The 18,795-nt window shown below is 67.5% G+C and carries 18 protein-coding genes and 1 tRNA gene; 13 read left to right on the forward strand and 6 right to left on the reverse strand.

Features of this window, described 5'->3' with window-relative positions; genetic code table 11:
* Positions 1-116: 116 nt before the first annotated feature.
* Complete coding sequence (locus IG75_RS0134365) at positions 117-920, forward strand: TetR/AcrR family transcriptional regulator (RefSeq protein ID WP_245713456.1); 804 nt, start codon at positions 117-119, stop codon at positions 918-920.
* 30 nt (positions 921-950) lie between these two features.
* Here IG75_RS0134365 and bcp read toward each other — a convergent pair whose 3' ends face one another.
* Positions 951-1,424 (reverse strand): thioredoxin-dependent thiol peroxidase, encoded by a 474-nt coding sequence (bcp, locus tag IG75_RS0134370; protein ID WP_030525530.1) that lies wholly within the window; start codon positions 1,422-1,424, stop codon positions 951-953.
* A gap of 256 nt (positions 1,425-1,680) precedes the next feature.
* Between bcp and IG75_RS0134375 the strand changes: the two genes are divergently transcribed.
* Positions 1,681-1,902: a DUF3618 domain-containing protein gene (locus IG75_RS0134375; protein WP_030525531.1), complete on the forward strand. Its 222-nt coding sequence runs from the start codon at positions 1,681-1,683 to the stop codon at positions 1,900-1,902.
* A gap of 79 nt (positions 1,903-1,981) precedes the next feature.
* Here IG75_RS0134375 and IG75_RS0134380 read toward each other — a convergent pair whose 3' ends face one another.
* Positions 1,982-2,293, reverse strand: a complete 312-nt coding sequence (locus IG75_RS0134380; protein ID WP_030525532.1) for an excalibur calcium-binding domain-containing protein — start codon at positions 2,291-2,293, stop codon at positions 1,982-1,984.
* A 314-nt stretch (positions 2,294-2,607) separates the two neighbouring features.
* Here IG75_RS0134380 and IG75_RS0134385 point away from each other — a divergent pair, with 314 nt between their 5' ends.
* Positions 2,608-4,728 (forward strand): acyltransferase family protein, encoded by a 2,121-nt coding sequence (locus IG75_RS0134385; RefSeq protein ID WP_245713455.1) that lies wholly within the window; start codon positions 2,608-2,610, stop codon positions 4,726-4,728.
* Between the two features lie 99 nt (positions 4,729-4,827).
* Here the strand turns inward: IG75_RS0134385 and IG75_RS0134390 are convergent, their stop codons facing one another.
* Both IG75_RS0134390 and IG75_RS0134395 read right to left on the reverse strand, forming a co-directional pair.
* A complete protein-coding gene (locus tag IG75_RS0134390; RefSeq protein WP_030525534.1) occupies positions 4,828-5,139 on the reverse strand; it encodes a hypothetical protein in 312 nt (103 codons plus the stop codon).
* Positions 5,140-5,589: 450 nt separating this feature from the next.
* Entirely contained in the window at positions 5,590-6,228 is a 639-nt protein-coding gene (locus IG75_RS0134395) for a transglycosylase SLT domain-containing protein (protein WP_030525535.1), read from the reverse strand.
* Between the two features lie 734 nt (positions 6,229-6,962).
* Here IG75_RS0134395 and IG75_RS0134400 point away from each other — a divergent pair.
* The 4 genes from IG75_RS0134400 (at position 6,963) to IG75_RS0134415 (ending at position 11,743) form a co-directional block, all read left to right on the forward strand.
* Entirely contained in the window at positions 6,963-9,002 is a 2,040-nt protein-coding gene (locus tag IG75_RS0134400; protein WP_030525536.1) for an NADPH-dependent 2,4-dienoyl-CoA reductase, read from the forward strand.
* Between the two features lie 83 nt (positions 9,003-9,085).
* A complete protein-coding gene (locus IG75_RS0134405; RefSeq protein WP_030525537.1) occupies positions 9,086-9,913 on the forward strand; it encodes an ABC transporter permease in 828 nt (275 codons plus the stop codon).
* A complete protein-coding gene (locus tag IG75_RS0134410) occupies positions 9,906-10,754 on the forward strand; it encodes an ABC transporter permease (RefSeq protein WP_245713454.1) in 849 nt (282 codons plus the stop codon). Before IG75_RS0134405 ends, IG75_RS0134410 begins: the two co-directional genes overlap by 8 nt.
* Positions 10,755-10,756: 2 nt before the next feature.
* Entirely contained in the window at positions 10,757-11,743 is a 987-nt protein-coding gene (locus tag IG75_RS0134415; RefSeq protein ID WP_030525539.1) for an ABC transporter ATP-binding protein, read from the forward strand.
* A gap of 55 nt (positions 11,744-11,798) precedes the next feature.
* Here IG75_RS0134415 and IG75_RS0134420 read toward each other — a convergent pair whose 3' ends face one another.
* A complete protein-coding gene (locus IG75_RS0134420; protein ID WP_030525540.1) occupies positions 11,799-13,004 on the reverse strand; it encodes a L,D-transpeptidase in 1,206 nt (401 codons plus the stop codon).
* A 303-nt stretch (positions 13,005-13,307) separates the two neighbouring features.
* On the opposite strand from IG75_RS0134420, the gene IG75_RS0134425 reads away from it, so the two are divergent.
* A tRNA-Lys gene (locus tag IG75_RS0134425) sits at positions 13,308-13,380 on the forward strand.
* A 177-nt stretch (positions 13,381-13,557) separates the two neighbouring features.
* Positions 13,558-14,895, forward strand: coding sequence for an MFS transporter (locus tag IG75_RS0134430; RefSeq protein WP_030525541.1), 1,338 nt, complete (start codon positions 13,558-13,560; stop codon positions 14,893-14,895).
* 23 nt (positions 14,896-14,918) lie between these two features.
* Here the strand turns inward: IG75_RS0134430 and IG75_RS0134435 are convergent, their stop codons facing one another.
* On the reverse strand, positions 14,919-15,527 hold the full coding sequence (locus IG75_RS0134435; protein ID WP_245713453.1) for a TetR family transcriptional regulator: 609 nt from the start codon (positions 15,525-15,527) through the stop codon (positions 14,919-14,921).
* A 176-nt stretch (positions 15,528-15,703) separates the two neighbouring features.
* On the opposite strand from IG75_RS0134435, the gene IG75_RS0134440 reads away from it, so the two are divergent.
* The 4 genes from IG75_RS0134440 (at position 15,704) to IG75_RS0134455 (ending at position 18,690) form a co-directional block, all read left to right on the forward strand.
* On the forward strand, positions 15,704-16,762 hold the full coding sequence (locus IG75_RS0134440; protein WP_030525543.1) for a ferredoxin reductase: 1,059 nt from the start codon (positions 15,704-15,706) through the stop codon (positions 16,760-16,762).
* A 25-nt stretch (positions 16,763-16,787) separates the two neighbouring features.
* Positions 16,788-17,972 (forward strand): fatty acid desaturase family protein, encoded by a 1,185-nt coding sequence (locus IG75_RS0134445; protein WP_030525544.1) that lies wholly within the window; start codon positions 16,788-16,790, stop codon positions 17,970-17,972.
* Positions 17,972-18,304: a hypothetical protein gene (locus IG75_RS38720; RefSeq protein ID WP_081877344.1), complete on the forward strand. Its 333-nt coding sequence runs from the start codon at positions 17,972-17,974 to the stop codon at positions 18,302-18,304. The genes IG75_RS0134445 and IG75_RS38720 overlap by 1 nt, the downstream gene beginning before the upstream one ends.
* 68 nt (positions 18,305-18,372) lie before the next feature.
* Positions 18,373-18,690: a hypothetical protein gene (locus IG75_RS0134455; protein WP_030525546.1), complete on the forward strand. Its 318-nt coding sequence runs from the start codon at positions 18,373-18,375 to the stop codon at positions 18,688-18,690.
* Positions 18,691-18,795 lie beyond the last annotated feature (105 nt).

Consider the following 18,795-nt stretch of genomic DNA (forward strand, 5'->3'; position numbering starts at 1 on the left):
ACTCGTGCTCCGGGTGGTGTAGTAGGTGCTCGAGGACGCCGCCACCGGCCGGGTCGGCCGGCGGCGGTGCGCGGGTGGTGGTGCCCGCTGCCGCGGACCGCAACGGAAGGAAGTCGATGGCGAGAGTCGGCGCAGGCGAGAACGGGCGGCACCCGGAGTCGGAGACACCACGCGAGAAGAACACCGGGCCGTGGGCCGCGGGCCCCGACAGCCCGCCGCTGTCCAGGGCCGTCGCACTGATGTGGGGGCTGGCGCCGGCCGGAACGCGGGGCCCCCGTCGGGGGCTGAGTTTGGAGCAGATCGTCGACGCCGCCATCGAACTCGTCGACGAAGAAGGATTCGACGCCCTGTCGATGAACAAGCTGGCCGAGCGGCTCGGCTTCACGGCGATGTCGCTGTACCGCTATGTGGACAGCAAGGCGACGCTGCTCGAGGTCGCGTTGGACCGGGTGATCGGCCCGCCGCCGGAGATCCCGCCGAATACCCCGTGGCGCGAGGCGCTGGAACTGTGGGCGCGGGAGGAGTATCGGATCATCAGCCGGCACACCGGCTGGCTGCAAGTGCGCGTGAGCGCACCGCCACTGGGACCGAACAACATGGCCTGGCTGGAGACAGGCCTGGCCGCGCTGGGACAGACCCGGATACCCGAGGCGTTGAAGCTCCAGCTGGTGATGAACCTGTCGCTGTACATCATCGGCCGGGCCCGGCTGGCCGAGGAGATCAAAGCGGAAGAAGAAGGGTCCGAAGGTGATTGGGGGATCATCGACCGGCTGGACCCCGGCCGATTCCCCGCCCTCACCGCGGCCGTGCGGGCGCAGGCCTTCCAACAGGACGATCAGCAGTGGGCGACGCTGTTCTTCGACAACAGTCTGGCGCTGCTGCTCGACGGCTACGAGCGGCTGATCGCCTCCTACGAGTGACCACCCGGGCCGGGCCCGGGTGGTCACGGATCAGACCGAGAGATCGCGACGCAGTTTGGCGACGTGCCCGGTCGCGCGCACGTTGTACTGCGCCACTTCGATCTTCCCCTCGGCATCGACGAGGAAGGTCGAGCGGATGACGCCGGTCACCGTCTTGCCGTACATGGTTTTCTCGCCGAAGGCGCCCCATGCGGTGAGCACCGCGCGGTCGGGGTCGGACAGCAGCGGAAAGTTCAGCTTCTCGGCGTCCCGGAACTTGGCGAGCTTGGCCGGTTTGTCGGGGGAGATACCGATCACCTCGAGACCGGCGGAGTTCAGTTCGCCGAGACTGTCCCGGAAGTCGCAGGCCTGTTTCGTGCAGCCGGGGGTGCTCGCGGCGGGGTAGAAGTACACCACGACCTTGCGGCCGCGGTAGTCGGCGAGCGATACCTCGTTGCCATCGGCATCGGGGAGGGTGAAATCGGGTGCCGGGTCGCCGGGGGAGAGTCGCTGGTTGTCGGTCACCCTCGCTACCGTAATCGACCCGCGGGGTTCCCGGCCGCGTACTCGTCGCGGCGATCCGGCGAAACGCGGCGCGCCGCCCGGCCGTGTCCGGAGGACCGCGCACCGGGCGGATCGCGGGCGGGATGAACAACCGGCGAGTGTGATGGGCGCGGATACACTCGAGCCCGGGCCCCGGCCGATCCGCGGACGACAGCGGCCCAGGGGTGGAACATCGGCCGCCTACGAGCGCGGCAGACCAGTTACAGGAGGCGTGAAGGTGGCAAAGGATACCGAGCGGATCGAGCAGGAGATCGAGGCCGCGCGGGAGCGGTTGGCCAGCACTCTCGACGAGATCGCCGTGCGGGCCGATCCGCAGCGGATCGCGGAGGGGACCAAGCAGCTGGCGCTGGCGAAGGTGAACGAGCCGAAGGTGAAATACACCCTGATCGGTGTCGGCGCGCTGGTGGCCGGGGCACTGCTGTTCAAGATCCTGCGCTGATCCGGGTATCGGCCCGGAATGCAGAACACCCGGTGACAGAAGCTTCTGTCACCGGGTGTTCGTGCGCAGTACCCGTGGTTCAGACGGTGGGGCAAGCGAACCCGTCGCCGTCGGGATCCAGGTGGGGACCGAAACCGGGCTCACCGCGGAAGATCGGCGCCCGGCCCGCGGCGCGTGCTTCGTCACAGTTCTTGAAGGCACCGCCGGCCGACCCGGTCTGCGTCAGCTGGGCCGACCCGGTCGCGCCCAGCACGGCGTCGGCCGCGGAGGAACCGGTGCCTGCCAGCGAGGGCAGCGGGAGTCCGATCGGGCCGGCGGCGCTCGCGGCGGGAGCGGCCAGAAGAGTCAGCCCCGCGGCGGCGGCGCTGACATAGAGCTGGCGTACGTTCATGAATTCCTCTATGTCTGCTGGGGAGTGGATCTGCGTTCGACCAGAACGCGCGGCTTCCACTGTTGTGAGGGGCGGGTCGATTGTCAACTCGTATGGCCTGGATAAGACAGGGGAAAACGGACACCGGGTTGGGTACTCACCGGATGCTGTGGCGTACCGCGCCGCAGTGGCGAAGTTCTCGCGCCGTACGGGGAGGTTTCGCCGTGGACGACACACTGTGATAGGGATTCTGCTATGTCCGAGGCTCGTACTCCGCTGCTGTTACTCGACTCCTCCCGGGTCGGCCGGAGAAAGAGATAGGTCGGAGAAAGCAGTTGTTGCGAATCAAGGACAGTGACGTCACCGGTGGCCCGTCCGCGCCACCTCCCGCCGCCGCGGCCCGCCCCGCCGATTACCGGCTGGATCTGGACGGCCTGCGCGGGATAGCGATCGCCCTGGTCGTCGCGTTCCACGTGTGGTACGGCAAGGTCTCCGGCGGAGTCGATATCTTCCTGGTCCTCTCGGGCTTCTTCTACACCGGCATGCTGCTGCGCCAGGTGGAACGGACCGGCGCGGTGGGACTGCGGCAGACGGCGGTGCGTACCGCGCGCCGGCTGCTCCCCGCCCTGATGGTGGTGCTGGCCTTGGTGGCGGTCGTCACGGTGCTGTACCGGCCGTACTCCACCTGGGGCAATATGTCCGGTCAGACCATCGCCACCGCCTTCTACTACCAGAACTGGTATCTGGCGCAGGCCTCCGAAAGCTATCTGGCCGCAGACCCCTCGGTCAGCCCGCTGCAGCACATGTGGTCGATGGCGGTACAGGGCCAGTTCTATCTCGCCATCGCGGTGCTGCTGGCGGTGATCGGCTGGGTGTGCGTACGGCTGGGCCGGGCCTCGGCGGTGCGCCCGACGATCGCGGTGCTGGCGCTGGTGCTCGGTACCGGCTCCTTCGTCTACGCCGCCGTATGGATGACCAGGTCGCAGGAATGGACCTACTACGACAGCGGCGCCCGGGCCTGGGAGCTGCTGACCGGTGCGCTGCTGGCGGCCGTGCTGCCCTGGGTGCGGATCGCCGGAGGCCGGGCCGCGCGCGTGCTGCTGACGCTCGTCGCCGCCGCCGGACTCACAGCGGTTCTCGTCTGCGGGGTGCTCTTCGACGGCGCCCGCCAGTTCCCGGGGCCGGCCGCGCTGTTCCCGGTGGGCGCGGCGGTGGCGCTGATCGTCGCCGGTGTCCGTACCGAGAGCGGCTGGCGGTCGGTCGTCTCCCGGCTGCTCGCCTCCCGCCCGATGGTCGAACTGGGTTCGATCGCCTATTCGTTGTACCTGTGGCATTGGCCGCTGCTCATCTATTACCTGGTACAGACCGGGAAACCGCATGCCGGTCTCGGCGGTGGTCTGCTGGTCATCTCGGCGTCGCTGGTGCTGGCGGTGCTGACCAACAAATTCGTCGAGGAGCCGCTGCGGTTGCGTTCCGGGCGGACCACGGTGACCCCGGTCTGGCAGCGTCGTATCCCCGCCGTGGCGGTGAGTCTGGTGGGCGCGCTCGTCCTCGGCTCCTGTATCTCGTGGCAGGTGGTGATGGCCCGCACACCCTCCGAACCGGTGGAAGCGCTACCGGTGAACGAGTACCCGGGTGCGGAGGCGCTGTTCGCCGGGGCGGCGGTCCCGGTGGCGAAACTGCGGCCGTCCATCCTGGAGGCGTCCAACGATCTGCCGGCACCCACCCGTGACGGCTGCATCTCCGACTGGTTCAACAAAGAGGTCGTGGCCTGTACCTACGGCGACCCCAACGGGTCGCGCACCATCGCCATGGTCGGTAACTCGCACGCCGAGCACTGGATGCCCGCCATGGACGCGTTGGCCCAGGTGCACGACATCAAGGTCGTCGTCTATCTGAAGATGGGTTGTTCGCTGAACATCCGCGACGACGCCCAGTACCGCGGCCTGGACATCTCCGATTGCCGCGACTGGTCCCGGCAGGTGATCGATCTGCTCGCGTCCGACCCGCCGGATTGGGTGTTCACCACCGCCACCGCGCCCATCTGGCCCAGCGGCGGCGATGTGGTCCCGGCCGAGTACCTGGATGTGTGGGCGGCGCTGGCCGAACGCCATCTGAACGTGCTCGCCATCCGCGATACCCCGTGGCTGCGCAGCCCGACCGGTATCCGCTACAGCGCTGTGGACTGCCTGGCCGCCGGGGGTGACAGCGCCACCTGCGGTATGCAGCGTGCGACCGCGCTGGCACCGGTCAACCCGGCACTGGTGCATGCCGCGGCGTTCCCGAATATGCGGCTGCTGGATCTCACCGATTCGGTGTGCGGACCCGAGATCTGCCGGGTGGTCGAGGGCAATGTGCTCGTCTACCACGACGAGCACCATCTCAGCGCGAGTTATGCCCGGACCCTGGCTCCGGAGTTGGAGCGGCAGATCGGGACGGCCACCGGCTGGTGGTGAGACCCGGGCGCCGGTGCACTGCTCCCATCGGCTCGTCCGGCACGTGGCCCACGTGACCTGCACGGTCGCGTGGGCCGCGGCGTCTGCGCGGGGCGGTGATCACCAGGGGGTGACCGGTGGCTTCACCCAGAGCAGCTTCTCGTCGGTATGGTGCCGCGCGGCCGCCGGATGGCCGGGATGCCGCGCCGCCCAGGCGGCCTTCTCGTCCAGCAGACGCGCCACCGAACGCCAGGTCTCCTCGGTGCCGGGTGGGTTGGTGTCCGCCGCCCGGGCGAGCTTGCGCCGCACCGCGGCGGAGATGCCGAGCAGTTCGGACCCCGAGATGTCCCGGTCCCACAGATAGCCGGCCAGCTGCCGCGCTTTGGCGGCCCGGCCGGCCTCCGCGGCCGGGGAATGCGCGTAATCGGCCATGAGCAAGTGTAGAAGGTCCGCGGAATCCGGTTCCTGGAGAACGGTTTCGCCTCCGCCTCCGACCGCCCGCGGCGGGGCCGGGGCCCGAGACGGAAATGCGCGATGCCGCCCGGATCGGACGGCATCGCGCACCCACCTCATTGTGGTTCCCGCCGATTCGGCGGGTCGCCGCGACCGTGCGTCGTTGCGCGGTGCGGGCGATCTGCGGGGGTAGCGGCCGTGGCCTGGGACAACGTTGTCCCGGGCCGGAATGTCCGGGACCCTCACCGTGGTCCCGTCATCCGGGGATCCGCCGCGGCCGGCGCTCCGTTGCGCCACCCCGCCGATCATGGAATTTTTCTCCGGGTCCGTACCGGACCCGTTCACCTCACCGTTGCTGCGGCGGGTGTACATCCGTGGCCGGGATCACGAGGGCCTCGTCCCCGCCCCGCCGGAGGCGGGACGGACAACTCAGTACGCGCTGTTGACGTTGTCCATGGAGCCGTACCGGTGGGCGGCGTAGTTGCAGGCCGCCGCGATGTTGGAGACCGGGTTCCATACGTCGAACGGGGTGCCGGGCACGTGGTACGCGGCGAAGGTGGGGTCGATCACCTGGAGCAGGCCCTTGGAGGGGATGCCCATCATGGCGTTGGAGTCCCACAGGTTGATGGCGCCCGGGTCGCCCGAGGACTCCCGCAGGATGTTGCGCTTGATGCCGTCGAAGCTGCCGGGGATGCCGTTCGCGGCCATGATGTCCATGGCTTCCTGGATCCAGCCGTCCAGGTTGTTGGGGTAGACCGGGGCGGGTGCCGGCGCGGGTGCCGCTTCGGGAGCGGGGGCCGGAGCCGGGGCGGCCAGCGCTTCGGGGGCGGGCGCCGGAGCCGGGATGATCTCGGCCTTGGCGGCGGGCGCGGCGATAGCGGTCGCTTCGGTGGTCACGGGGGCGGGCGCCTGCTCGGCGACCATGGCAACCCGGCTGGGGGAGCTGTCGTCGGCCATGGAGACCGCGGAGGAGGCGGTGACGGCGACGATGCCGGCCGTGGCGAGGGCGAAGCCGAAGGCTTCACGCTTGGTACGACGGCGCAGGCTGGTGAAACTGTGGGAAGGCATGATCGGATTCGGTTCCTTGTTCGGTCTCGGGATCCGGCCCGGTTCGGGCAGCACGGATCTTCGGTGCGGGCAGGTGGCCCGCGACCGGAAAAACATGACTGTGCTGTTGTCGGGTTCTTTTGTGTGACACCGAACGCAGGGCGGTCCGGGTCCGGATGACGCATATCGCGGTTACCGGGTGGTTTCCCGGTCCGCCGCGCCCGCAGGAACTCCACACTGTGGTGAAGTCGAGTGGACTCGAGTTCGACTATCGCGATACCGTTTGTGGTTGTCGCGCCGGCGTGTTTTCGCGGTTGTTTCCAACCCTCTGTCCACAACATCGCGGACTAGCCGAACTTCAGGTCGTTTATGACCGGATCTCAGAATGGTCACAGTAGGTGAACAGCAGGTAAACGGAGCCTGAGAAAATCTTGAGTGCGATCTTGAAGTGAGAAATGAACGCGTTGCAACTTCGCGACGACCTGGGGAAATGGTTCTAAACCTCTTGTGGCGCAGGCCACAAAATTTCTGATCGGTAACGGTGGATTCAGGTGCTCGTGATGGTTCCGTGATGGGAAAACAGGGTGGTCGTGTGGGTGTCGCGGGGGTGTGCCGACCCCGTCGGTGACCGGCTTTCCCACGGTGGTGTGCTCCGGGGGTGGAACGGCGCCGCGGCGAAATGGTGTGATGAGGTCATGGAGGCCCGGCGGCCGGGTCGCCGCGGGGCCGGACCGATATCGGAAAGAGAGCCCGCGATGTACTCGACGCCGAGTTATCCGCAGCTGTTCACCCCGCTCGAGGTCGGGCACACCACACTGCGCAACAGGGTGGTCATGGGGTCCATGCACACCGGTCTGGAAGACCGGGCCTGGGATACCAACCGGTTGGCCGCCTATTTCGCCGAACGCGCCCGCGGTGGGGTCGGCCTGATCATCACCGGTGGTTACGCCCCCAATCGCACCGGATGGTTGCTGCCGTTCGGCGCGAAACTGACCAACCGGACCGAGGCCTACCGCCATCGGGCGATCACGCGCGCGGTGCACGAGGCCGGCGGCAGGATCGCGCTGCAGATCCTGCACGCCGGACGCTACGCCTACGTCCCCGGCAGCGTGTCCGCTTCCTCGATCAAGGCGCCGATCAATCCGTTCCGCCCCCGCGCTCTTTCCGACCGTGGAATTCGGCGGACCATCGACGATTACGCCCGGTGCGCCGAACTCGCCCGTCTCGCGGGATACGACGGGATCGAAATCATGGGTGGGGAGGGTTATTTCATCAATCAATTCCTCGCGCCGCGTACGAATAAACGAACCGATCGCTGGGGTGGCTCCGCCGAGAATCGCCGGCGGCTCGCGGTGGAAATCGTGCGGCGCACCCGTGCGGCGGTCGGGGCCGATTTTCTGATCATATTCCGTTTGTCGATGGCGGAATTGGTGGAGAACGGGCAGACATTCGATGAGATCCTCACGCTCGCCCGGGAATTGGAGAGTGCGGGCGTCGATATTCTCAACACGGATATCGGCTGGCACGAGGCGCGAGTGCCCACGATCGTGACCTCGGTGCCACGCGCGGCCTTCGTCGAGTTCACCGCGAAGATCACCGCGGCGGTCGGGATCCCGGTCTGCGCCTCGAACCGCATCAATATGCCCGAGGTCGCCGAGGAGATCCTGACCCGCGGCGACGCCCAGCTCATCTCCATGGCCAGGCCGCTGCTGGCCGACCCGGAATGGGCCGACAAGGCAGCCACCGGCCGCACCGACGAGATCAATACCTGTATCGCCTGCAACCAGGCCTGCCTCGATCACGCCTTCCAGCACCGTACGGTGTCGTGCCTGCTGAACCCGCGAGCCGGCCGGGAAACCGAGCTCGCCCTGCTGCCGACCCGGCGCGTGAAGAGCATCGCGGTGGTCGGGGCCGGGCCGGCCGGGCTCTCGGCGGCGGTGAATCTGGCCGAGCGCGGCCATCGGGTGGATCTGTTCGAGGCACTCGACCGGATCGGCGGGCAGTTCGATATCGCGCGCCGGATTCCGGGCAAAGAGGAGTTCGACGAGTCGATCCGCTATTTCACCCGCAAATTGGATCTCACCGGTGTACAGGTGCATCTGAACACCCGTGTCACCGCGGCCGAACTGATCGACCGGCGGTACGACGAGGTCGTCCTGGCGACAGGGGTCCGGCCGCGCATCCCCGATATCCCGGGTGTCGACCATCCGATGGTGCTCTCGTACGCGGAACTGGTGCGGGAAGGCAGACCGGTGGGTAAGCGGGTCGCGGTGATCGGCGCCGGTGGAATCGGTTTCGATGTGAGCGAATACCTGGTCGTGGACGGGCATCCGGCGCTGAAACCGGACGAGTGGCGCGAGGAGTGGGGTGTCGATACCGACGACGAACAACTACGCGGCCAGTTGCGCGCCGCCCGCCCGGCGCCCGCGGCCCGCGAGGTGGTCCTGCTGCAACGCAAGGACACGGCCTTCGGAAAAGGGCTCGGGAAAACGAGCGGCTGGGTCCATCGGGCGGCGCTGAAGGCCAAGGGAGTCGAGCAGATCGGCGGGGTGAACTACGAGCGGATCGACGACGAGGGGCTGCACATCAGCTTCGGCCCGAAGCGGGAGCGGCCCCGGGCGATCCCGGTCGACAATGTGATCATCTGCGCCGGCCAGGAATCGGTGCGTGAGCTCGAATCGGAACTCACCGCCGCGGGTGTGCCGACGCACCTGATCGGCGGCGCCGAACTGGCCGCCGAGCTCGACGCGAAACGGGCCATCGAGCAGGGCACCCGGCTGGCCGCGCGATTGTGAGGGCCACTCGATAATCGCTTTTCCGGCCCGGAGCGGCGCGGTAGGCTGGCGGCCTTTGTGTCCGCGCGAAGTAGGGGGTGACCGTGTCGGCCACTGCGGTCGATCTCCGGGGCACGGCCGGTGTCTACCGGCGGCTCCTGGTAGCCGGGTTCCGCCGGCAATGGCGGTACAAGCTGGCCATGTTCGGTGGGTTGTTCACCAACTGTGTATTCGGTTTCGTCCGCGCGTCGGTGATGGTCGCCGCGATCGACGCCACCGGTGGGTTCGGCGGATACGACGCGGGCAGTATCGGTGCCTACGTCTGGATCTCCCAGGGGCTGCTCGGCGCGCTGCAGTTCATGGCCGCCGAACTGGAACTGGCCGAACGGATCCGCACCGGTGATATCGCGATCGATTTCCTGCGGCCGGTCGATGTGCAACTGGGTAATCTCGCCGCCGATCTCGGCCGGGCACTGTGCACATTGCTCCCGCGCGGGATACCGAGCCTGCTGGTCGGTGCGCTGACCTTCGGGGTGGTGTTCCCCAGCACTCCCGAGTCCTATCTACTCGGGCTGCTCAGTATCGTTTTCGCCACGGCCCTTTCGTTCCTGTCCCTGTTCGTGCTCACCACCGCCGGATTCTGGGTCGTGGAGACCCGGGGGCTGCGGACGCTCTATCAGGTCGGCGGCCCGTTCCTCGCCGGCCTGTTCGTCCCGGTGCACGTCTTCCCGGACTGGCTGCGCAGTATCGCCGAGTGCACGCCGTTCCCGTCGATGCTGCAAGTTCCGGTGGATGTGCTGTCCGGCCGGGTCGCGGGCTGGGACGCGGCGCAGCTGGTGGGCACGCAGCTCTGCTGGCTACTGGTCGTCCTGGCGGCGGGCCGGATCCTGCTGGCCGCGGGCCGGCGGAAACTGGAGGTGCAGGGTGGTTGAGACCGCCGTGCGTCCGCCGGCGAGCCGGCGCGTTCCCGCCGGCGACCGATTCGCACCCTATGCGGCGGTGCTGCGTTCCCGGATCCGCGCGCAGCGCACCTACCGGCTGTCCTTCGCCAGCGATATGGCGGGGGCGACCATGGTCGGGCTGGCCGAATTCGCCGAGGTATGGGTGATCTTCCATCAGGCGAAGGTGCTGGGCGGGCTGGACCTGGACGCCGCGCTGCTCCTGTTCGGTCTGAGCAATCTGGCCTTCGCGCTGGCCCAGCTGGTGTTCGGGCACCTGGACAAACTGCCGAATCTCATCCGCCTCGGGCAGCTCGATATCTACCATCTGCGCCCGCAGCCGGTACTGCTGCAATTGATCACCAGCGATTTCTCCCTGCGCCGTCTGGCCCGGGCCACGGTCGCGCTGGTGGTGCTGACCGTCGGACTGGTACGCAACGAGATCGATTGGTCGGCCGGGTCCGTGGCGCTGATCGCGCTGACGGTCGTGAGCGGCACCGTCCTGTTCGGCGGTCTGTTCGTGGTGGCCGCGGGTTGCCAGTTCTTCCTCATCGACGGGGCGGAAATGACCAACAGTTTCACCTACGGTGGATCCTTCGCGGCGACGCAACCCGCGTCTATCTTCCCCACACCGTTGAAATTGCTGTTCTGCGTCGCGATACCGGTGGCGTTCACCGCCTACCTCCCGACGCTGGCACTACTGGATCTTCCCGGCCCCGCCGGGATGCCGTCCTGGCTCGCCTGGTGTGCACCGCTCGCGGCGGCGTGGGTGTGGGTGCTGGCGTGGGTGATGTGGCGGATCGGGACGAGGCACTATCAGAGCGGCGGTGGCTGAGATTGGGATACGACGGTACAAATGACGATACGATCATTGAGGTCGACCGGCTGACCAGGTGTTTCACCCGCCGGACCGGAAAGGGTCTGCGGTCGCGGCGCGAGGTGGTCACCGCGGTCGACGCCATGACCTTCCGGGTCGAGCGCGGCGCGGCGGTCGGCTATATCGGCGCCAATGGCGCCGGGAAGTCGACCACGATCAAAATGCTCACCGGCATCCTGGTGCCGACCTCCGGTTCGGTGCGCACCTGCGGTCTGGAACCCATCCGGCAGCGCCGGGAGCTGGCGAGCCGGATCGGCGTCGTCTTCGGGCAGCGTTCCCAGCTGTGGTGGGATCTGCCGCTGCGGGAATCGTTCACGATCCTGGCGGCGATCCATCGGCTCGACCCCGCGGCCGGGCGGGCGCGCACCGCGGAACTGGTCGACCAGCTGGAAATGGCCGATACGCTCGACACGCCGGTCCGGCAGTTGTCGCTGGGACAGCGGATGCGCGCCGAGGTGGCGGCGGCGCTGCTGCACTGCCCGGAGTTGATCATTCTCGACGAGCCCACCATCGGCTTGGATGTGCTCTCCAAACAGCGCCTGCGCGAATTCCTGCGGGCCGAACGCGCCGAACACGGCACCACCCTTGTGCTGACCACCCACGATATGGGCGATATCGAGCGCCTCTGCGACCGGGTGCTGGTGGTGGATCACGGACGATTGGCCTACGACGGCTCGTTGCCCGGTCTCGGGGCGACGGTGGGCGCGCAGCGGGTGCTGGTCGTCGACCTCGCCGCGCCCGCGCCGGCCCTCGACGGCCTCGCGGGTGCCGAACTGGTCTCGGTCGAGGCGGAGGGTATGCGGCAGCGGCTCGCCTTCGACGCCGAGACGACCACTGCCGCGCAGCTGCTGGCCGAGGTGTCGGCCCGGGCCGAGGTGCGCGACCTCTCGATCGAGGAGCCCGATATCGAGGACATCGTGCGGCGGCTCTACGAAACCGCCCGCTGAAAAGCGAGGTGCCGGGCCCCGACGGGGCCCGGCACCGGCTCGTCACCTACGAGCGTCACATCGCGGCGTTGCCCGCTTTCCATTCCGGCCACGGAATGTTCCAGTCGCCCAGCCCGTCCGTTCCGGGCAGGACCGGACCGACCGTGTTCGTCACGATGGCGATATCGCCGCGTTTGGCGGTGTTGTAGACCCACTGGGCGTCCTCGGGGCTGAGATTGAGGCACCCGTGGCTGGTGTTGGTATTGCCCTGCGCACCCAGCGACCACGGCGCCGAGTGGAAGAAGATCCCGCTGTAGGACATCCGGGTGGCCCAGTCCACGTCGGTGCGGTACCCGGCCGGCGAGTTCACCGCGACACCGTAGGTGGAGGAGTCCATGACGATGTGCTCGTGCCGGTCCGCCAGGATGTACACCCCGTTGTTGGTGGGCGTGTCGTCCTTACCCATCGAGGTCGGCATGGTGCGGACGACCTGGCCGTTCTTCTCGACGGTGACCATCTTCGTATTGTCGTCGGCCTTGAATACGACGGCGTCGCCGATGACGAAGTTCGAGTGGATGTCGTCTTGGCCGTAGAGCCCGTTGCCCAGGTCCTTGCCGTAGACGTTCACATCGATCGTCACCTTGGTGCCCGGGTTCCAGAAATGCTCGGGCCGCCACCGGACCTCACGGTTGTTCACCCAGTAGAAGGCGCCCTCGACCGGCGGATCGGTCTTGATGGTGATGGCGTCCTGCGCGGCCTTGCGATCGGGAATGTTCTCGTCGAACTGGACCGCCACCGGCTGGCCGATGCCGACCACTTCACCCTCGCCGGGCACCAGGTACGGCTTGGTGACATTGCCGGGCGCGGTTGTGGTGAAACTCATACCGGCGGTCGACGCGCCGCCCAGGCCGTTGGCCCGGGCCTGCAGGCGGTAGGTCTTGCTGTACCCGAGCGGTTCGGTGGTGGACCAGCTGCGGCCGTCGGCTGCCAGCTGCCCGGCCACCGGCTGATCGTCGGGGTTGAGCAGGGCCACTTCGGTGAACAGGCCGTCGGTGATCTCGAACTTCATCCCCTCGGCCGGCGAGACGCCGATGTCCCCGTCCTTGACGGGTGCCACGAGCTTGGGCTTGATGAGCTCTGTGAGGGGGTTGCGGTCGATGGCGACGGTTCCGTCCGACGCCCCCGACGAGGAACAACCGGTCAGCGCCAGTACGACCAGCGCGACGAGCACCAGCGGTCCGAAGAGCCAGCGGACCGGCCTGCGCCGATCACCAATATGCATATCAACCCCGTTTCAAGTCTCGGCGCACCCGCTACGCACCGACGGCTTCGGATCCGACCGATCACCTGCTCACCTCGACCCACGGCAGCGGGATCGGTCGAGACCACGTTCATCATTCTGCCAGCCGCGCCGAGGTGATCCCAACCGCCACGATCACTTCCGGCTGCACGGCCCACCTACACATAGGGTTCCGGGCGCCGGTCGTTACGGTGTCGGCCGGCTCACACCCGCCCGACGGGATATCGATTTCACTTCTGCGGCCCGAGCCTGTTAATGTCTGTCCCGCACCGCACAGCGGAGCACGCGCCATTAGCTCAATTGGCAGAGCAGCTGACTCTTAATCAGCGGGTTCGGGGTTCGAGTCCCTGATGGCGCACTTCGAGTCGAAAGACATTCTCCGACTATAGGGTTTGCGTTACGCGCCCGTACATTCGACGGACCCAGACGTGATCAACCCGCTATCTCGCCGTATTTCGACCGTGGCTGCGGCCCGGTCAGCGGCCCGTCGGCGGTAGCCCCGCCGGTGCGCCGTGGATCCATTAGGGTGCGCGGTATGAGCGAGGCGGACGCGCGGGTGGGGCGCGGGCAGGTGGTCGCATGGGGGCTGTGGGACTGGGGGTCGGCCGCGTTCAACGCCGTGATCACCACCTTCGTCTTCGCGGTGTACCTGACCGACAGTGTCGGGGAGGATCTGCCGGGGGATATCTCCGCCAGCGCCTGGCTGGGGTGGGCGCTCGGATTCGCCGGACTGGTCGTCGCGCTGACGGCGCCGGTCACCGGTCAGCGTTTCGACGCGACCGCGAATCGCAAACGTTCGCTCGGCATCATGACCGCCGTCGTCGTGGTCCTGACGGCGGCGATGTTCTTCGTCCGGGACCAGTACTCCTACCTGTGGCTCGGGCTGGTGTTGCTCGCGCTGGGGTCGGTGTTCCTCGAGCTCGCGACCGTGCCCTACAACGCGATGCTGCGCCAGGTGTCCACCCCGTCGACGCTGGGCCGAGTGTCCGGATTCGGCTGGGCCATGGGTTACTTCGGGGGCATCTTCCTGCTGCTGATCTGCTATTTCGGGTTCATTGCCGGCGACGGCCCGGAACGAGGGCTGCTCGGCGTGAGCACCGAGGACGGGCTGAACATCCGGCTCGTCGTCCTGCTCGCCGCCGTCTGGTTCGGTGTGTTCGCGCTGCCGGTGCTGTTCGCGGTGCCGGAGGTGCCGCGCACCCGTGCCGATCCCGGGGCGGCGAGCGCGGGATTGCTCGGCTCCTACCGGGTGCTGTGGCGCGACCTGAAAGAACTGTGGGCTCTCGATCGCACCGTCATCTGGTTTCTGCTGGCCAGCGCGATCTTCCGGGACGGCCTGGCCGGTGTCTTCGCGTTCGGCGCGGTGCTGGCCGTGCAGGTCTACGGGATCAGTGAGTCCGATGTGCTGCTCTTCGGTATCGCGGCCAATGTCGTCGCGGCGCTCGGGGCGGTCGTGGCCGGCCGGTTCGACGATACGGTCGGGCCGAAACGGGTGATCGCGGTATCGCTACTGTCCGCGGTGGTGTGCGGTGCGGTGCTGCTGGTGGTGTCGGGCTCCGTGATGTTCTGGATCTTCGGCCTGGCGCTGACCCTCTTCGTCGGCCCGGCGCAGGCGTCGGCGCGGTCCTTCCTCGCCCGGCTGACACCACCCGGGCGGGAGGGGCAGCTGTTCGGCCTCTACACCACGACCGGGCGGGCCGCCTCGTTCCTCGCACCCACCCTGTTCGGCCTGTTCGTCTGGGGTTTCGGCGCGGATCGGGCCGGTATCGGCGGCCTGCTGGTGGTGCTGGGCGCCGGGCTCGCCGCCCTGCTGTTCGTACCGGCGCCGGACGCCTCGGGCAGCAAAGAGCCGGCGCAGACACCTGTCGCCTGACGGCCGGCCCGGCGGGCGCGCGCTCAGGGTTTCCAGGCGCCCATACCGAGGGCGATGAGCCGGATCTGCTGGATGGTGCGGTCGATCACCGGTTGTTCCGCGCGCGCGGTGGCGACCACATAGTCGGCGATCCCGTCGATCACGGTCGACACCAGCAGGTCGGCGGCGACCTCCAGATCACCCGGCGACCAGTCGTCCAGGGCCGGGACGCGGGACAGGTCCGCCACCAGCTCGCGCACGATCAGTTGTAATTCGAGTGCGATGGCCGACCGCAGCGCCGGGCTGCCGCCGCGCTGCTCCCGGATCAGGAAGCCGTACAGCTCTCGCTTCTGGGCGACTTCACCGAAGACGAACCGCACCGTTTCCGAGAGCCGGGCATCGGGGGTGCGGCGTAGCTGCCGCAGCGCCAGGCGTAGCGCTTGTACACCCTCGTCCACCAGGGTGGCGCCGAGGTCCTCCAGGGAGTCGAAATGCCGATAGAAGGCGGTGGGGACGATACCGGCCGAGCGGGCGATCTCGCGCAGGCTCAGCGCCCCGAAACCGCGTTCCGCGGCCAGTGCCAGCGTGCCGACGAGTAGGGCCTGCCGGGTGCGCTCTTTGCGCTCGACGCGGCTCGCTCCCTGATCGGTCATTTCAGTGAGCATACAGACGTTCACCATTCCCTTATCTCTTTCTTGTCGTCCGCGTCACACCGATTCCTGGTTGACAGTTGCAGCGGGGTATCCGGCACACTAGTTGAGTGTACAGACGTACACCGAAAGTAGTTCGACCTCGTGACGTGACCGACAGACAGGGACGGAGAACTCCCATGGTGGCCCTCCTCGATCTGGTGCAGACCCTGACCACTCCGCATCCGGTGGACCGGTACCTGGAACTGGTACGCCCGATGCTGACCGTCCGCGATATGCGGGCCCGCATCGTCGCTGTGGACCGCTCGGTGCCGGGGACGATCTCGCTGGCCCTGCGCCCGACCCGGCAGTGGGACGGCCTACGGGCCGGTCAGTTCCTGCAGCTGGGTGTGGTGATCGACGGAGTACGGCACCTGCGCTGCTATTCGCCGGTGAACTCCCAGCACGATCGCCGCCGCCGTCTCGACCTCACCCTCCGGGTGCACCCGCACGGGCTGGTATCGCGCTACCTGCACGAACACGCGCGCCCCGGCATGATCGTGGATCTGGAACCGGCGTCCGGGGTCTTCCACCTCCCGGACCGGCGGCCCGAGCGAGTGCTGCTGATCAGCGGCGGTAGCGGGATCACGCCGGTGCTGTCCATGCTGCGCACCCTCGTCGACGAGCGATACTCCGGCGAGGTGGTCTTCCTGCACTACGCGCGATCGCCGGAACTGGTGCCCCATCGCGGCGAACTCGCCGAAATCGCTGCCGCCCATCCGAATATCGCGGTCGAGCTGCGGTATCCGGAACAGGACGGCCGCGGATTCGACCGCGACGAACTCGTGCGGGTGGCGCCGTGGTTCGCCGACGCGCAGACCTACCTGTGTGGTCCGCCGCCGCTGATGGACTCGGTTCGCGAGGTCTACGCGGCCACGGAGCTGAGTGAACGCCTGCACACCGAAGAGTTCGTGGCCACCACCGCGCCGGTGGACAGCGCGGATGTCGCGGGGGCCACCACCTTTTCCGCCAGCGGGGTCACTGCCGAGAACACCGGGTCGTCATTGCTGGAGCAGGCCGAGGGCGCCGGCCTGAGCCCGGAATTCGGCTGCCGAATGGGGATCTGCTTCTCCTGCACCTCGGTCCGGCGCAGCGGATGCACCCGCAACCTGCGCACCGGGGAGCTCGAATCCGATCCCGACCAGCCGATCCAACTCTGCGTCCAGGCCGCCGTCGGCGACGTGGACATCGAAATCTGACATCTGAGACGAAGGGGAGAAACAGATGACCATCCTCACCGAGACCAAGGACGGACCGCTGGTCCTCTCGCCCGACCAGGTCGAGGAGATCGGCCGCACGCTCGACGAGCTGCGTGACCGGATCGTCGCCGATCTGGGCGAACGCGACCGCCAGTACATCTACGACATCATCAAGGCGCAGCGCGGATTCGAGATCGCCGGGCGCGGCCTGATGTACCTGGGCTTCCTGCCTCCGTTCTGGCTGGCCGGCGTGGCCGCGCTCAGCGTGTCGAAGATCCTCGACAATATGGAGATCGGCCACAACGTCATGCACGGCCAGTACGACTGGATGCGTGAGCCGGGCCTGAACTCGCGGGTCTTCGAATGGGATACCGTCTGCCCGGCGGACCAGTGGAAGCATTCACACAACTACATGCACCACACCTACACCAATATCCACGGTCGTGACCGTGATATCGGCTACGGCGTGCTGCGGATCGACGAGGGGCAGGACTGGCACCCGTACTACCTGGGCAACCCGCTCTACGCGTTCCTGCTGATGGTCTTCTTCGAATGGGGCGTGATGCTGCACGACCTCGAGGCGGACAACATCGTCAAGGGCAAGCGCAGCTGGTCCGACCTCAAACCGCTGATCAAGGGGCAGCTCCGTAAATCGGGCCGGCAGGTCCTCAAGGACTATGTGGCCTTCCCGCTGCTGACCGGTCCGCTGTTCCTGTCCACGCTCGCCGGAAACGCTACGGCGAACCTGGTGCGCAACCTGTGGGCGTACTCGATCATCTTCTGCGGGCACTTCCCGTCCGGTGTGCAGACCTTCACCGAGGAGGAGACCGCCGAGGAGTCCCGCGGCGAATGGTATGTCCGGCAGATGCTCGGCTCGGCCAATATCTCCGGCAGCCCGCTGTTCCACATCATGTCCGGCAATCTGTCGCACCAGATCGAGCACCACCTGTTCCCGGATCTACCGGCCAACCGGTATCCGGAGATCGCGCCGGAGGTGCGCGCACTGTGCGAGAAGTTCGGGCTCCCCTACAACACCGGGCCGCTGGGCAAGCAGATCGGTTCGGTGTGGGCCAAGATCTTCCAACTGGCGCTGCCGCCGCGGTTGACGGAGTCCAGGATCGCCCGCTTCCTGCCCGCTGCGCTGCGGAAACAGCCCACCTCCGGTGTTATCGTGATGCGTCAGCAGAGTCCTACCGAAGCGGGCGTGTGATGATCGGCAAATTCGAGGCCAACAAGGATCTCATCCAGGAACTCACCACGTCGGGGGCGCGCCGGGTCGGCAATATCGCGAGCATCATCACCGGCACGGTCTCGGAGGTGACCCGGGAGATCGGGGAATGGATCACCGACGCCATCGAGATGAACGAGGCCGCCGCCGCGGCCCGGCGTGATGCCGCGGCCGAGGGGCGAGGGGACGACGACCTGCGTGCGCCGGGGGAGAGCCGGGACGGGGCCGGTACCGCACCGGCTCGGGAGACCGGCGTCGTTCTGGACGCCGATATCGTCGACGCCGAGCCCGACCCCTCCGGCAAACGCTTCTGATCGAATCCGCAGAACCGCTCGGTGGGACAAGTCACACCGAGCGGTTACCCATGGGCTAACCTCGGCTCGTGCCCGCCTATATCTCCTCCCCGGAACTGACCTTCGGTTTCCTGTTCGCGCTGGAGGATCCCGAGCGGATCGCGGAGATGGTGCGCGACCTGATGGAGCGCAAAACCGTCTCGGTATTCCGGCTGGCACGGTTGTCCGACGACGATGGGCCGCCGGAACGCTATGTCGTGAACTGGGCGGCCATCCCGCAGATCTCCATCACCACCACCGCGCCCGACCCGGCCGAACTCCGGGCCGACCAGGTGATGCTGGTGAACGCGTTCCTCGGGGACGCGGGCGAGATCCGGCTGTACTCGCAGGGGAATGCGCCGCAATAGATCACGGCCCGCCGTGAGATCCCCGTGACTGGTGGTGATCCGCCGTTATCGAACTGTAGCCTTGTTCGGGGGATCTGAACGAGCGATGGGTAACAAGGAGTGGGC

Origin of the sequence: Nocardia rhamnosiphila NBRC 108938 (assembly GCF_000720425.1) — a bacterium.
Lineage (GTDB): Bacteria > Actinomycetota > Actinomycetes > Mycobacteriales > Mycobacteriaceae > Nocardia > Nocardia rhamnosiphila.